We start from the raw sequence: 13460 nt of genomic DNA on the forward strand, positions 1-13460 counted from the left end.
ACAGTTTTACATTTCCTCCTCCCTTTTTAAGACCGGTTTTTCCGGTCTTTTTTTTACCTGAAATTTAGTGACAAAATAAATCTTTAAATGGCAGCAATGTCATTTTCCTGAAAGGTTTGTGTCAGCAAGCTAGTGACATAATAGATTCACTTAAACTAAAACCTTCAACAGGAAACATATCATGAAAACATTAACGTCATTAGTAGCAGCATCAGTTCTTTTAATCGGCGCATCAGCAGCTCAAGCATATGACTTTGAGCAAAACGAAAAAGACACGGTCATGACAGAAACAGCGGCTAGCCGTTCTGAAGCTTACCAGTTGGGTCTGAACAAATTGACACAACTCCAGTCTGCATCACCTCGTCAGCTGTTCAATGAATTAGATATTTTCTCGCTAGATGCTGATGAAAATACGACCCGTCTTAAGGATGGTGCTTACATTACGGTTCAAGAGCGCGCAGCAGCAATGGCCAGACTGGCTATGTTGGCTTAGTCAATGTTGACGTCACTTACTTAGAAGACAGAGACAACGACTAATTATTGTCTCTCAGTAGTACCGCAGTTAATTTCATGCTGCACTCCTCCCTTTTTAGACCGGCTTTTTGTCGGTCTTTTTTTGTCTGTACATAACGTCTTTTATTTAATAACAAAATAAGTCTTTAAATGGCAGTAATGTCATTTTTCTGAAAGGTTTTTGTCAGCAAGCGATGACATAATAGACCCACTTAAACGAAAACCTTCAACAGGAAACATATTATGAAAACGTTAACTTCACTAGTAGCAGCATCTGTTCTTTTAATCGGCGCATCAGCAGCTCAGGCTTATGACTTTGAGCAACACAAGAAAGACACTCTAATCACTGAAACAGCGAGCAGCCGTGCAGAAGCTTACCAGTTAGGTACGAGCAAATTGTCTCAACTACAGTCTGCTTCACCACGTCAGCTATTTAATGAGTTGGATATCTTTTCGATCGATGCAGATATTAATTCAGCGAAACTACAAAACGGATCTTATGTCACTGTTCAAGAGCGCATGGGCGCAAACGGTAAACTTGGTTTTGTCGGCCTGGTGAATGTTGATGTGAGTTTCAACGAAGATCGTGACAACGACAACGATTAATAGCACTACTCCGCAAGACCGCAGTTAATTTCATGCTGCACTCCTCCCTTTTTAGACCAGCTTTTTGTCGGTCTTTTTTTGCCTAAATATAAACTGCTTGATTTAAGTACAAGATAAGACCTTAGATGGCAGAAATGTCATGTTACTGAAAGAGTGAGGTCAGTTTTTTAATGCAATAATTACTCTATTAAAAGGAATGTTAAACGCTTCCCTGCAGACCAGAGGTTTGGTGACTAAATATCATCATGCCTCTGTTTTATTTTTTAATATAAGATAGTCTAAACACTTTGCACCAAAGGAAATACACAGCATGAAACTGTTGGTCATAGAAGATGAAGTAAAAGCGGGACAATATCTCCAGAAAGGCCTGACAGAGTCTGGGTACACTGTTGACCTTTGTTGTGATGGCGTTGATGGTTTATATCATGCAACTAGCCAACCCTATGACCTAATCATTCTAGACATCATGCTGCCCAAACTTAATGGATGGCAAGTGCTTCAAACACTTAGAAGTAGCGAAATAGCTACCCCTGTTATTATGCTTACAGCCAAAGACCAGATCGAGGATCGCGTTAAAGGTTTAGAGTCCGGTGCAAATGATTACATCGTAAAACCTTATGCCTTTGCAGAATTACTAGCCCGCATTCAAAATGCACTGCGTACTAGCAACCCTCCCCAATCAAGCGCTCAAAACTCTTCGACCATTGTAATTGCTGATCTTGAGTTAGACCTACTAAAGCGCACAGCCACTCGCCAAGGAAACTCTATCCCGTTGACGGCCAAAGAGTTTTTATTGCTTGAGTTATTTATGCGCAAAGCAGGCCAAGTACTCTCACGTACAAGTATTGCATCACTGGTATGGGACATGAACTTTGATAGCGATACAAATGTTATCGACGTAGCGGTAAAGCGACTTCGACAAAAAGTAGATAAACCTTACGAACAACCATTAATCCATACTATTCGAGGCATGGGGTATAAATTCGAAGCGGTATCTTCATGATATTTAACCGCAAACCGTCAATGCGAAAAAATCTAATATTGATGTTTCTTGGTATAACGGTGGTACTTCAGCTAATGCTTGGGTCAATCGCGCAGTACACCATTAAAAAACACTTTTTGGATCTTGGATCTAGTTACATCCATGAAAGCTTTACCGCTCTAAACCGCAATACCGCTATTACGCCTTATCAGCAAAAAATGATCCGTGGCTTTGAAAGAAACTCGTTGAAGGTCTGGAACATTGAAAATAATATAATTAGTTACCAGAACTCATCAGCATCACTACCTAGTGACCCATCAAAGTTTGTTTTAGATAACAAAGCGAGTATGTACTCTCGTCAGTGGATAGATAAGGAAGATCACTACCTCGCAGAATCTTTCTACATAAATGAAACAACGACTGTGGTTGTAGGCATAAACATTAACAACCATATCGAATTTTTTGAGGCTGTTAGCACCATGTTTTTCTGGTTCACGACAGTCATGACATTACTTGCAGGTCTATATAGTGTTGTTATTGTTAGTAATGGTTTAAGGCCGCTTAAACGCTTTGAGAACTACATAGCACGTATACGTCCTGGTCATCTTGATATTCGTATTCCGACTCAAAAACTCCCATCAGAGCTGGAAGAGTTGGCCATTGGGCAAAATAACATGCTTGACCGCTTAGATGAAGGTTTCAAGCGCCTGAGTGACTTCTCATCAGACATCGCTCATGAGTTACGCACACCGCTCACTAACCTGACCACACAAACTCAGGTTGTGTTATCGAGCGACCGCGATGTTGCTGAGTACCGTGATATTTTAGGCTCAAACCTAGAAGAACTTGAGCGTATTAACAAAACAATTAATGACACCTTATACCTCGCTAAAGCTGAAAATTCATTACTCTACAAGAATAATGAAAAGCTAAAACTAGAAGACGTTATTGATCAACTCATTGAATACCACAGTATTGCTGCAGAAGACAAAGAGCTAGAGATTAAAATGGTAGGTACAGGTGTACTTAATTGCGATAAGCAAATGTTCCAGAGAGCAATAAACAACTTGCTGTCAAATGCCGTTCGCCACTCTACGCCCTTCTCAACGATACGCATCTTGATTAAGCAAGAGGAAGACCAAGACCTAACCATAAGCATTAATAATGTCGGTGACACTATTCCTGCGGACTGCCTACCGTTTATTTTTGGGCGTTTTTACCGCAAAGATAAATCACGAGAGCATGATTATGGCTTTGGTGCAGGCTTAGGCTTGGCTATTACTAAGTCAATTATTGAGACTTATGGCGGGACGATTACAGCTGAATCATTTGAAGGAAAAACAAAATTTGAAATGTTTTTCCCAGCAGAGAAGCTAGTATAAAAATACTTACAACTTCTTTGCTAGCATCTGCATCCTAACTTCACATTTTACGATTAAAGTGGCTACTAAAATCTTAAATATGGGTGACTTATATCACACACATTTTTGTACTTTATAACGAGTTAAAGACTCACACTGCCACCTTGGTAAAACGAACAATGAAGACAACACTTGCCTTAATCTCTTCGGCGCTATTATTAAGCACGTGCGTTTGTGCTGGAGAAACAGCACCAACGACATCTCCTACAGATTTTGGTGAAGCAGCTAGAAAGTTAAACGTAACAAAGAAAGCACTCATCGAAGCGCTACAAGATGCAGGTGCCCCCAACGCTGACTTTTCAAAAGTTTCGGATAACCTTGGCGTGAGCATTTATGCGTTGAAAGCAGTATTGCCTAAGAGACTGGGCCAATAAAACGGCCTTAAATACCTGAAGGTAAAACTTAAAAGGAACGGCTAGTAGGTCTCTAGCTGTTCCTTTTTTGTATCTAGAAAATTATTAAGACAGAACTCAGCTAAACGTTTTAAGACCGATCACCTTCAAGCGCATCCTCGACCACACCCTTCACACAACGCTGCAAATAAGGGTAAGTATCTGTCCCATAGTAATGATAGATACCATTCGGAAACTCAGGTGTTACACCAAAACGACCATTGCACTCATCCAAATCACCCGAACCCTCTACATACTCCCAGTCTTGTTTAAACGTACCTAGTGGGAAAGTATCTACTGAAGGTCTTGTCGGACTTTGTGTCAGCATTAACTGATAACTTCCTTTCATCTTAACCAAGGGTGACACTGAACTCATCACACCAGAATAACCATAACGCGCGTAAATCGGGAAACCATCGGCCGCCCAAGCAATCAATGTCATTTTATTGCTATGAACTCCGAGTGATAAAATAAACGCTTCTGGCAAGCCATGATAGTGATAAGTACCATCAGGCCGCACATGTGCATTATTGTAATCAATACCAAAATCAAAGCCGCCTTGACCCAGCACTTCAATACTCCAACTCGCACTATTATCTGTAAGACTGCAAAAGTCACCCGAGTCATCACAGGAACCTTCTGTAGACGCGTCAATTTCTACACCATTTAGCATATAACCTAGCGCACCAGATAAGCCACCTAGCACAATCACTTTATCTGTTAGCACAGGCGCTAATGGATAGATGACAGCAACCTCGTTTTCGCTAATCGTATTTGAATTTCCAGCATTGGGGAAGGTACCTACGGCGTGGTCAGGCACACCATTTGCAATGAGTTCACGCGTGGTATCTGTGCACGTCCAGTCAGAAAGGCTCGGTAGGTTTACTGAGTCAGAGTCATTGTAGGTACTACTACTGTAATCACATTCAATGCCTGATGTTGTTCCTTCGCCTGTCGCTGTTCCATCAGTCACAGTAATGGTAACTTCGTCAGTAACCGTGTCTATCCCATCACTAACTGCGACTTGAAAGATGTAAGTACCTACTTCGTCGGCAGTAAATGATGGGTTAACAATGGTCGTTTCACTCAACGCTGCTGAGCTAATGGTTGCGGTAGTTATCCCGGTAGACCAGTCATAAAAGAGTATATCTGAGTCTATATCTGAGCTGCCACTGGCATCTAAACTCACGGTGCTACCCGCTGCAACATTCTTATCTACACCCGCATCCGCGATTGGTGCCGTGTTTGTGACTGCCGCCTTAAACGCTGTATCACTTATGAAGTCTGAAGCATATGAATCGTCATTTGACGATGATAGACAAGCGCTCAAAAGCAGTGCCGATGCACAGATTGATAGATGCCGCATTTAGAGTCCCCTTTATTTTTTTGGCTGCAATACGGCCAGACTGTAACTTAAAATTTAAGGGGAATTGTGCAGCTATTGTGAAGACTGTCGGCGCTTACGGTCGTACGTAACTATAACCTTGTTCCTGCAACTCGATAATACGCGCCAGACCCGTCTGAACTTTACCGACACCTTCAATCAACTCAGGCTGCTTACCTGTATTACGAGCAATCGTATCCATGGTATTACCGCAGGCCGTAACCGTAACATCTTCAAATATCAGGCTAGTTACACGCTCAAGTACCGTGCTTTGTTTTGTGACCATACTCAGCCCCGGGCCATAAGCCACAATCTCAATCGCGATATTATCAATGCCATAATGCTTTTGCAGGTTTACAGCGTTACTCAACGCCAATGCATGAACTTTTGGATCGGCCGTACTGACTTGAATCACGACCTTATGATCAGGCTCAAAACCGTCAGAAGCATCCTCAACTTCCTTGGCAAACGACACCATGCTGACAACTAAGGCCAACCCCAACGCTAATACACTCGCTAACATTGCTTTCATTATTCTTTCCTTGCTCTTGCCATCGTTGAACGGCTTATTAACCTAACCAATATTGATACTAACTGACTTGGACTAGACACAGATTTCAAGTCCAAAAAAAGCCTCGAAATGAATACACATACGAGGCTTTCAGTCGTTAACATTTAGAGTATCCAACCATTAGAAAACTGGATGAAAAATCCCTTTAACGACAATCAATAATATATACAAAGCCAGCATAGCAGCCATCGGTGTTAAATCCATCATACCCACTGGCGGAATGAATTTACGAAAAGGTGCAAGCAATGGCGCCGTTAAACTATTAATCAACGGCAATACAGGGTTGCCTTGTGCGCTACCAATCCAACTAATAACTGCCATAATTAATAGCCCGATAATGTACATCCAAATCACTGAGCTAATCAGTTCACCGACCGACATAAACAGTAGGCTGACAATACTAAAACCGGCGCTCATCATCGAATTAAGCAATATGCCTTTAATCAAAATAATGATGTAAGCCACTGCCACTGCAGATGTATCAAGCTTACCAATAGATGGCAAAAAGCGTCTTGCGGGTACCAACACTGGGTTGGTTATTTTGACCAAAAACTGCGATAGCGGATTATAAAAATCAGCACGTGCGTATCCTAATAAGAAGCGCAAAATGATCGCGGAAGTATAAAGCGACAATATGGTTTGAACTAAAAAAACACCAATATCTAACATCACTGACATAACAAATTATCCTTATGATTTTTCAATAGCTGGCTGGCCGCCACTTAATACAATTGAGCGATTAGCTGCAGCTTTCAAGGCACTATCAAATATCCCTTCAAGACCTGACGCTTGGAGGTCATTAATCGCTGCTTCGGTTGTGCCGCCTTTCGAGGTTACTTTTGCGCGCAGTACTGCTGCTGAGTCAACACTTTCCATCGCTAACTTAGCCGCACCAAACGCGGTTTGCTGTACCAACAAGCGAGCTTGCTCTGGCGTAAAGCCAAATGACTCTGCTGACTGCTGCATCGCTTCCATGACTAGAAAGAAATACGCAGGGCCTGAACCCGATACTGCGGTAACAGCATGTAGCATATCTTCATTATCAAGCCACATCACTACGCCAACCGCACGTAACATGCTTTCTGCTAGGTTCTTTTGCTCAGCGCTAACGCGTGAATTTGCATATAAACCTGACATACCTGCACCCACTAACGCGGGCGTGTTTGGCATACAACGTACAACAGGAAGCTCACCACCTAACCAACGGCTAAGGCTAGACTCACTGACACCTGCCGCAACTGAAATAATCATTGGCTTCGTTTTTTGGACGCTCGGCTCTAAGCCTTCACAAACCACTTGCATAACCTGTGGCTTCACTGCGAGTACAATCACATCGGCAGTACTCACCGCTTGATGGTTATCAGTCGTTGTATGACAGTTTGGGAACTGCGCACGAACCACGTCAAGCTGACTTTCATTAGGGTCAGATACCGTAATTTCTACCGCAGAATCAGACTCAACTAAGCCTGCAATAATGCTACTAGCCATATTGCCAGCGCCGATAAAGGTGATTTTTGTATTCGTTGTCATGCGTGTGTACCTATTGTTTGTTCTTAGGTTCGGGCACCAAAAATAGCGGTACCAATTCTTACAATCGTTGCGCCTTCGGCAATGGCAGCGGGCATATCACTACTCATACCCATTGATAAGGTATCTAGCTCATAGCCTTTGGCATTTAAGGTATCTTTTGCGGCGGCAACTAAAGCGAAATTAGCGCGCTGCGTCGCCTCATCGTGTGTCGCTTCTGGGATCGCCATGAGGCCGCGCAGTTTCAAATTAGGTAGTTTTGACACTGCTTCTGCTAATGCTTCGAGCTCACTGAGGCCGACTCCCGACTTACTCTCTTCATTGTTTACATTGAGCTGCAAACACACGTTAAGTGGAGGTAGTTCAGCAGGACGTTGCTCACTCAAACGACGCGCTATCTTTAAGCGGTCGATGGTATGCACCCAGTCGGCAATGTCGGCAATGTCTTTGCTTTTATTGGATTGCAGGGCGCCAATGAAGTGCCACTCGATATCGAGTGATTTCAACGCTTGTGCTTTCTCGACCAGTTCTTGCACATAGTTTTCACCAAATGCACGCTGTCCTGCGTCATATGCTTGCTTGATAGCATCTACACCATGGCGCTTACTGACGGCTAACAACTGAACGTGGCCAAACGCCCGATTAACAGGCTTGCAACACTCGGCAATCTCTGCGCCAATTGTCTGAAGATTATGAGGGATATTAGGCATCTATGGTACGGTCAAACCTGTATTTTCTAAATAATAAAAAGTCTAATCATGGATATTACACAACTGCTGGCCTTTTCGGTAAAGAATAACGCCTCTGACTTGCATATCTCGGCCGGTCAGCCTCCTATTATTCGTGTAGACGGCGACATGCGTCGCGTCAATCTACCAGAGCTTGAGCATAAAGATGTTCACAGCATGGTTTACGACATCATGAATGATAAGCAACGTAAGGACTTTGAGGAAAAGTGGGAAACTGACTTTTCATTCGAAATCCCTGGCGTAGCTCGCTTTCGTGTTAACGCATTTAACCAAAACCGTGGTGCGGCAGCTGTATTCAGAACAATCCCAAGTAAGATCCTTAGCTTGGAAGATTTAAACGCTCCGTCGATCTTTAAGAAGATCACTGATAAGCCGCGTGGTTTAGTCTTAGTAACTGGCCCAACAGGTTCTGGTAAGTCGACGACGCTTGCAGCCATGATTGACTACAAAAACAAGAATGACTACGGCCATATTTTGACCCTTGAAGACCCGATAGAATTTGTTCACGAGAGTAAGAAATGCTTGATTAACCAACGAGAAGTTCATCGTGATACTAAGAGCTTTGAAGCGTCACTACGCTCAGCCCTTCGTGAAGATCCCGATACTATCTTGGTCGGTGAGCTGCGTGACCTTGAGACAATTCGACTTGCACTAACCGCTGCTGAAACGGGTCATTTAGTGTTCGGAACACTCCATACAACCAGCGCACCAAAAACCATTGACCGTATTGTTGATGTATTCCCTGCCGCTGAAAAAGACATGGTTCGCTCAATGATTTCAGAGTCACTTGAAGCAATCATTTCTCAGACACTACTTAAGAAAACAGGCGGCGGACGAGTCGCTGCTCACGAGATTCTAATCGGCACACGTGCTATTCGATCAATGATTCGTGAGAACAAAATCGCACAGATGAAATCAACACTACAAACCAGTGCTGGTGAGGGTATGCAAACCCTAGATCAGGCATTGCAAAAGTTGGTTTCTCAAGGGCTAATCACCAAAGAAGTTGCTATATCTAAAGCAGATAGCCCAGACGCAATCTAAATAATAAAAATAACACTTTCAGGGAGTACTATTATGGATAAAGAAAGTGCAATGGCATACGTTCATAGTCTGCTGCATAACGTCTTAAAGCTTAATGGTTCGGATCTTTTTGTCACCGCAGGTGCGCCACCTAGCGTGAAAGTCAGCGGTCTAATGAAACCACTGTCTAACCAAAAGTTGAATGAAGACCAAGCACGCATGTTGGTTCGTTCAATCATGAACGACAAACAGATGCGTAACTTTGAAGAGCACATGGAAGGTAACTTTTCTATTAGCCTTCCTGGGTCTGACCGTTTTCGTGTAAATGCATTTACCCAGCGTGGTTGTGCAGGCATGGTTTTGCGACATATTCCAAGTGATATTCCAAGCTTCAAAAAGCTAGGTATTCCACCAGTGCTTAAAGACTTAACGATGACGACGCGTGGTTTGATTATCATGGTGGGTTCTACAGGTTCGGGTAAGTCGACAACACTTGCGGCGATGGTCGATTTGAGAAATGAGGCAACACAAGGCCACATTATTACCATTGAAGACCCGATTGAATTTACTCATCAACACAAAGGCTGCTTAATCACTCAGCGTGAAATTGGTCTCGATACTGAAGACTATGAAATCGCTATGAAGAACACTCTGCGTCAGGCGCCTGACGTGATTTTATTGGGTGAGGTACGTGACCGCGAGTCGATGGAATATGCCATAAGTTACGCTGAGACCGGTCACTTATGTATGACCACCCTTCATGCTAACAGCACTAACCAAGCGATTGACCGTATCATTAACTTCTTCCCAGAAGAGCGACGTGAGCAACTCTTGATGGACTTGTCGCTTAACTTGAAAGCCATTGTGTCACAGCGTCTGACTCGTACTAAAGACGGTAAGGGACGCTTCCCTGCCGTTGAAGTCATGATCAATTCACCGATGATGGCTGACCTGATTTTGAAGGGTGACATAGCAGGCATGAAAGAGCTCATGGCCAAGTCGAACCAGTTGGGTATGTGTACGTTTGACCAAGCACTCTTCCAAATGATTGATGCAGGTCTAATTACTGTTCAAGAAGGCATGAGAAATGCTGACTCGATCAATGATCTAAGACTACAACTGAAGCTGCATAGCCGTAAGGCAAAAGGTGGAGATTTCTTCGAAGGTACAGATAGCATGTCGATCGAAGACGTTTATGACGAGGCTGCACTATGAGTGATAGTCCTTTAAAGATAGCCGCGCTTCTAGCAGCAATGGTGAAGTACGAAGCGTCTGATTTATATTTAACGACTGGCGCTAAGGTCTCACTTAAAGTGATGGGAGGCTTCAAGCACCTAACGAAAGAGTCGTTAAAGCCGGGCATGGTTGAGAACTTAGCCAAAGGAATGTTTAGCGACGAAGAGTGGGCAACTTTTGAAGCCACGCGTGAAGTTAATAAAGGCCTTGCCATTGAAGGCGTTGGTCGTTTTCGAGTCAATGGTTATTATCAACGAGGCGAAGTATCTCTTGTCGTGCGCCACGTGCGTTCAGACATCATGGCACCTGAAGAGTTAGGCTTACCGGAAGTACTCAAAGAATTAGTCATGAAAAAGGATGGCCTTGTGCTATTCGTTGGCTCTACTGGTGCGGGTAAATCCACATCAATGGCCTCATTAATTCAGTACCGAAATGAGCGACATGCTGGGCATATTCTGACGATCGAAGACCCTATTGAGTTTATCTTCACACACGACCAGTCAATCATTGGCCAACGTGAAGTCGGCTTTGATACCTTGTCTTACAAAAACGCGATGCGTGAAGCGATGCGTGAAGCACCGGACGTTGTCATGGTTGGTGAGGTACGAGATACCGAAACAGTTGACTCTGCAATGGGGTTTGCCGACACAGGTCACTTGGTCATTACCACGCTACATGCAACAAATACGACTCAAGCACTAGATAGATTATTGTACCTATTCCCTGCTGAGCAAAAGCAACGGATTTTGATGGACTTGTCGCTTAACCTTCGGGGTATTGTTGCACAACGATTGATTCCAGATGTTTATGGCAGACGTGTACTCGCCAGTGAAGTGTTGATCAATACGCCCTTCATTAGTGAAATTATTCGTAAGGGTAATACTCATGAGTTGGCTCAACTGCAAGAGAAAGGCTCAACCGATGGTATGCACACGTTTGATCAGTCTTTAGTAAAGCTTTTCCTAGCGGGTCGAATCACCAAAGAGAAAGCACTAGAAAATGCGACCTCTAAAAACAACCTCGAATGGCGCATTAACTTTGAACAAAAGGCTGGAACAGACGACGAGCATGGGGTAACCTCCGAGCAAAACGGCTCAGAACTGCCGGAACTAGAACATTAAATAGTTAGGGGAATACCATGAAAAAACTAATGCTACTGACCGTAGTTGCAAGTACTTACTTTGTTGTTGGCTGCTCAGGCCAGCAAGTTGCAGGTGCGACAATTGGTGTTGCAAAAGTACCGTTTAAAGTTGCCGGCGCAGTAGTGACTGCAGGCGCAACCGTTGCAGGTACAGTTGCAGGCACAGTCGCTGGTGGACCCGTTGGCGGATTGGTTGGCGGCGCAGTTGCCGGCACAGTCGTTGGCGCTATTACACCTTAATCTAAAGGCTAACAGCTTGGGGGAAAAAGTCTGGTATAGTTGGCTCAACCACATACTGGAATTCACGATGTATCGCGACGATAATTATGATAATTTTCTCGCTGTTTGTAGGCCTCAGCTTACAAGCATTTTTTTTGCGCTCGGACATAACGACGTATGAACAGATCGGACAGTGACTCTAAGCTGCTTTATCAGCGAGCAGAAGAGCTACGTAAAGCTAATAAATCTAGTGAAGCTCAACAGCAATACCTAGATACCATCAAGTATACCCAAGGCCGAACGGAACAACGCAACCAAGCAACTATTGATCGCGCTGGTAGTGCTCAAACTCGTTTGAAAGTAAAACTTGCAGCGTTCTTGATGATCCCTGTGGTACTCGCAGGCGCCGCTTACGCAACTTTTCGTTATATTGATAATGACTTTGCCGAGCAACAAGCTCAAACCGATCCAAAAACCTTTCTATTTGTTGAATGGCTCGCAGACAGACAAACTAAGCAAGTACTCAGTAATTTAGTTCAGGCAAACCCAGACCTAAGTTTTGACTTTAGCAGCTCTGCATCCGCACTAACGCCAGCCGAACTACTCGCGTCAATGACTTCCTCAAGTATGCAAGAGCGGTTTCGTCAACAAGGCCTGCAAGAAGATGATGACACCGGTGGGAATAATACTGAGGGTGACGGAAGTGGCGCCTTCCAGTGCAGCCTTGAGCCTGCCCCCCAATGCAACGACATGCCAACCGCTGGTGGCGCTAGACGAAACGAAATTGAGCTAATTGTAAATTCCTACCGTGCAGTGCTTGATAATGAAAAAGACTGTGCAAAAGTTGAAACTTCAATTCAAGCTATTGGTAAAGAAGTAAAATGGCGACGCAGTGAAATTGATATTAAATCAGATTTAGAAAGTGTTGCGCTTCGCTGCTTCTCTCGTCAAGAAAACTATGAAAAAGCCATCGAATACTCAAGAAAAATGCAGTGTTCTAAAGATCCAAGTGCCATCAACTCAAGTTACTGGCACCTGACTGCGAATTATCACAAAAGTGGTGACATCGAAAAAGCTAGAACGATGTACTCATGCTTTAGAGAGTCCGTTTCCTTTATTGCAAAATCTAGCCCTGAGCCATGGCGAGTCGCTTCTGGACATAGAGAGTCTGGTGCACTGGCATGGCTATATTTCAACGACCTAGATACAGCCGTTAGTGAGCTAGAAGCGGCACGCAACGCCTTAAAAAAAGCACGCGACCAATCACCCGTCCTTCGGAGTGTTGCAGCAGAAGTTGACCTCGATTTACTAGAAACGTATGTCACTGCAAATATCGACCCTAAAACGTTCGCCGCATTGCATAACGACATCAACAACAGTGGCTTGCTGACTGATGGCTACAAACAAATTAAAGACGCATTGGCAGGAATTTATTATTTGCAGAACAATAACAATGCAGATGCGGCTATTGCACTAGGAAACGTTGCAGAACGTTTTAAACATTTACCAGAATACATTTGTGACTGGGACTGGTCTGGCTTCCAACGCGGACTGAGTGACTCGATTAAAGACCCCGTTGCTCGACAAAAAGCTGACCAACTAGTTGTCGCAACTGACTGCTATGTTACACAAACCTCTGATGAACGCATCGCGAAAGTACGTGATGTCTTACAGTGGCTTAAGCGCTAGGAGGCAA

Annotated in this window: 15 protein-coding genes; 10 read left to right on the forward strand and 5 right to left on the reverse strand. The window is 43.8% G+C overall.

From position 1 onward, the window contains the following. The first annotated feature begins 181 nt into the window (after positions 1-181). The 5 genes from DKT75_RS20830 to DKT75_RS20850 all read left to right on the forward strand — a co-directional run bounded on the left by DKT75_RS20830 (position 182) and on the right by DKT75_RS20850 (position 3896). Positions 182-493, forward strand: coding sequence for a DUF3316 domain-containing protein (locus DKT75_RS20830; RefSeq protein WP_109826700.1), 312 nt, complete (start codon positions 182-184; stop codon positions 491-493). Between the two features lie 263 nt (positions 494-756). Continuing rightward, the gene (locus DKT75_RS20835; RefSeq protein ID WP_109826702.1) at positions 757-1119 is read left to right on the forward strand and encodes a DUF3316 domain-containing protein; all 363 of its coding nucleotides are present in this window, start codon (positions 757-759) and stop codon (positions 1117-1119) included. Between the two features lie 310 nt (positions 1120-1429). Further along, the gene (locus tag DKT75_RS20840) at positions 1430-2122 is read left to right on the forward strand and encodes a heavy metal response regulator transcription factor (RefSeq protein WP_109826705.1); all 693 of its coding nucleotides are present in this window, start codon (positions 1430-1432) and stop codon (positions 2120-2122) included. Between the two features lie 20 nt (positions 2123-2142). After that, positions 2143-3483 (forward strand): heavy metal sensor histidine kinase, encoded by a 1341-nt coding sequence (locus DKT75_RS20845; protein WP_158278936.1) that lies wholly within the window; start codon positions 2143-2145, stop codon positions 3481-3483. 158 nt (positions 3484-3641) lie between these two features. Next, positions 3642-3896, forward strand: coding sequence for a hypothetical protein (locus DKT75_RS20850; RefSeq protein ID WP_109826709.1), 255 nt, complete (start codon positions 3642-3644; stop codon positions 3894-3896). Positions 3897-4005: 109 nt separating this feature from the next. On the opposite strand, the gene DKT75_RS20855 is transcribed toward DKT75_RS20850, so the two are convergent. The 5 genes from DKT75_RS20855 to DKT75_RS20875 form a co-directional block, all read right to left on the reverse strand. Continuing rightward, positions 4006-5280, reverse strand: coding sequence for a YHYH protein (locus DKT75_RS20855; protein ID WP_109826711.1), 1275 nt, complete (start codon positions 5278-5280; stop codon positions 4006-4008). 94 nt (positions 5281-5374) lie between these two features. Further along, complete coding sequence (locus DKT75_RS20860) at positions 5375-5830, reverse strand: DsrE family protein (protein WP_245923293.1); 456 nt, start codon at positions 5828-5830, stop codon at positions 5375-5377. A 159-nt stretch (positions 5831-5989) separates the two neighbouring features. Then, on the reverse strand, positions 5990-6547 hold the full coding sequence (locus DKT75_RS20865; RefSeq protein ID WP_109826713.1) for a YggT family protein: 558 nt from the start codon (positions 6545-6547) through the stop codon (positions 5990-5992). A 12-nt stretch (positions 6548-6559) separates the two neighbouring features. Beyond that, complete coding sequence (gene proC, locus DKT75_RS20870) at positions 6560-7399, reverse strand: pyrroline-5-carboxylate reductase (protein ID WP_109826715.1); 840 nt, start codon at positions 7397-7399, stop codon at positions 6560-6562. Between the two features lie 23 nt (positions 7400-7422). Then, complete coding sequence (locus DKT75_RS20875; protein WP_109826717.1) at positions 7423-8106, reverse strand: YggS family pyridoxal phosphate-dependent enzyme; 684 nt, start codon at positions 8104-8106, stop codon at positions 7423-7425. Between the two features lie 48 nt (positions 8107-8154). Between DKT75_RS20875 and DKT75_RS20880 the strand changes: the two genes are divergently transcribed. The 5 genes from DKT75_RS20880 (at position 8155) to DKT75_RS20900 (ending at position 13453) form a co-directional block, all read left to right on the forward strand. Beyond that, entirely contained in the window at positions 8155-9189 is a 1035-nt protein-coding gene (locus DKT75_RS20880; RefSeq protein ID WP_109826719.1) for a type IV pilus twitching motility protein PilT, read from the forward strand. A 33-nt stretch (positions 9190-9222) separates the two neighbouring features. Then, positions 9223-10383 (forward strand): PilT/PilU family type 4a pilus ATPase, encoded by a 1161-nt coding sequence (locus tag DKT75_RS20885; RefSeq protein WP_109826721.1) that lies wholly within the window; start codon positions 9223-9225, stop codon positions 10381-10383. Next, complete coding sequence (locus tag DKT75_RS20890; RefSeq protein ID WP_109826723.1) at positions 10380-11525, forward strand: PilT/PilU family type 4a pilus ATPase; 1146 nt, start codon at positions 10380-10382, stop codon at positions 11523-11525. Before DKT75_RS20885 ends, DKT75_RS20890 begins: the two co-directional genes overlap by 4 nt. Positions 11526-11542: 17 nt before the next feature. Next, positions 11543-11785 (forward strand): hypothetical protein, encoded by a 243-nt coding sequence (locus DKT75_RS20895; protein WP_109826725.1) that lies wholly within the window; start codon positions 11543-11545, stop codon positions 11783-11785. Positions 11786-11941: 156 nt separating this feature from the next. Then, entirely contained in the window at positions 11942-13453 is a 1512-nt protein-coding gene (locus DKT75_RS20900; RefSeq protein ID WP_109826727.1) for a hypothetical protein, read from the forward strand. Positions 13454-13460 lie beyond the last annotated feature (7 nt).

Origin of the sequence: Leucothrix arctica (assembly GCF_003172895.1) — a bacterium.
Classification (GTDB): Bacteria; Pseudomonadota; Gammaproteobacteria; order Thiotrichales; family Thiotrichaceae; genus Leucothrix; species Leucothrix arctica.

Bases quoted from the DNA above. Each gene is read 5' to 3' on its own strand.
- DKT75_RS20850 (WP_109826709.1), top strand. From the start codon at position 3,642: ATGAAGACAACACTTGCCTTAATCTCTTCGGCGCTATTATTAAGCACG.
- proC (WP_109826715.1), bottom strand. From the start codon at position 7,399: ATGACAACGAATACAAAAATCACCTTTATCGGCGCTGGCAATATGGCT.
- DKT75_RS20900 (WP_109826727.1), top strand. From the start codon at position 11,942: ATGAACAGATCGGACAGTGACTCTAAGCTGCTTTATCAGCGAGCAGAA.
- DKT75_RS20855 (WP_109826711.1), bottom strand. From the start codon at position 5,280: ATGCGGCATCTATCAATCTGTGCATCGGCACTGCTTTTGAGCGCTTGT.
- DKT75_RS20840 (WP_109826705.1), top strand. From the start codon at position 1,430: ATGAAACTGTTGGTCATAGAAGATGAAGTAAAAGCGGGACAATATCTC.
- DKT75_RS20865 (WP_109826713.1), bottom strand. From the start codon at position 6,547: ATGTCAGTGATGTTAGATATTGGTGTTTTTTTAGTTCAAACCATATTG.
- DKT75_RS20890 (WP_109826723.1), top strand. From the start codon at position 10,380: ATGAGTGATAGTCCTTTAAAGATAGCCGCGCTTCTAGCAGCAATGGTG.
- DKT75_RS20880 (WP_109826719.1), top strand. From the start codon at position 8,155: ATGGATATTACACAACTGCTGGCCTTTTCGGTAAAGAATAACGCCTCT.
- DKT75_RS20860 (WP_245923293.1), bottom strand. From the start codon at position 5,830: ATGAAAGCAATGTTAGCGAGTGTATTAGCGTTGGGGTTGGCCTTAGTT.
- DKT75_RS20885 (WP_109826721.1), top strand. From the start codon at position 9,223: ATGGATAAAGAAAGTGCAATGGCATACGTTCATAGTCTGCTGCATAAC.
- DKT75_RS20835 (WP_109826702.1), top strand. From the start codon at position 757: ATGAAAACGTTAACTTCACTAGTAGCAGCATCTGTTCTTTTAATCGGC.
- DKT75_RS20895 (WP_109826725.1), top strand. From the start codon at position 11,543: ATGAAAAAACTAATGCTACTGACCGTAGTTGCAAGTACTTACTTTGTT.
- DKT75_RS20845 (WP_158278936.1), top strand. From the start codon at position 2,143: ATGCGAAAAAATCTAATATTGATGTTTCTTGGTATAACGGTGGTACTT.
- DKT75_RS20875 (WP_109826717.1), bottom strand. From the start codon at position 8,106: ATGCCTAATATCCCTCATAATCTTCAGACAATTGGCGCAGAGATTGCC.
- DKT75_RS20830 (WP_109826700.1), top strand. From the start codon at position 182: ATGAAAACATTAACGTCATTAGTAGCAGCATCAGTTCTTTTAATCGGC.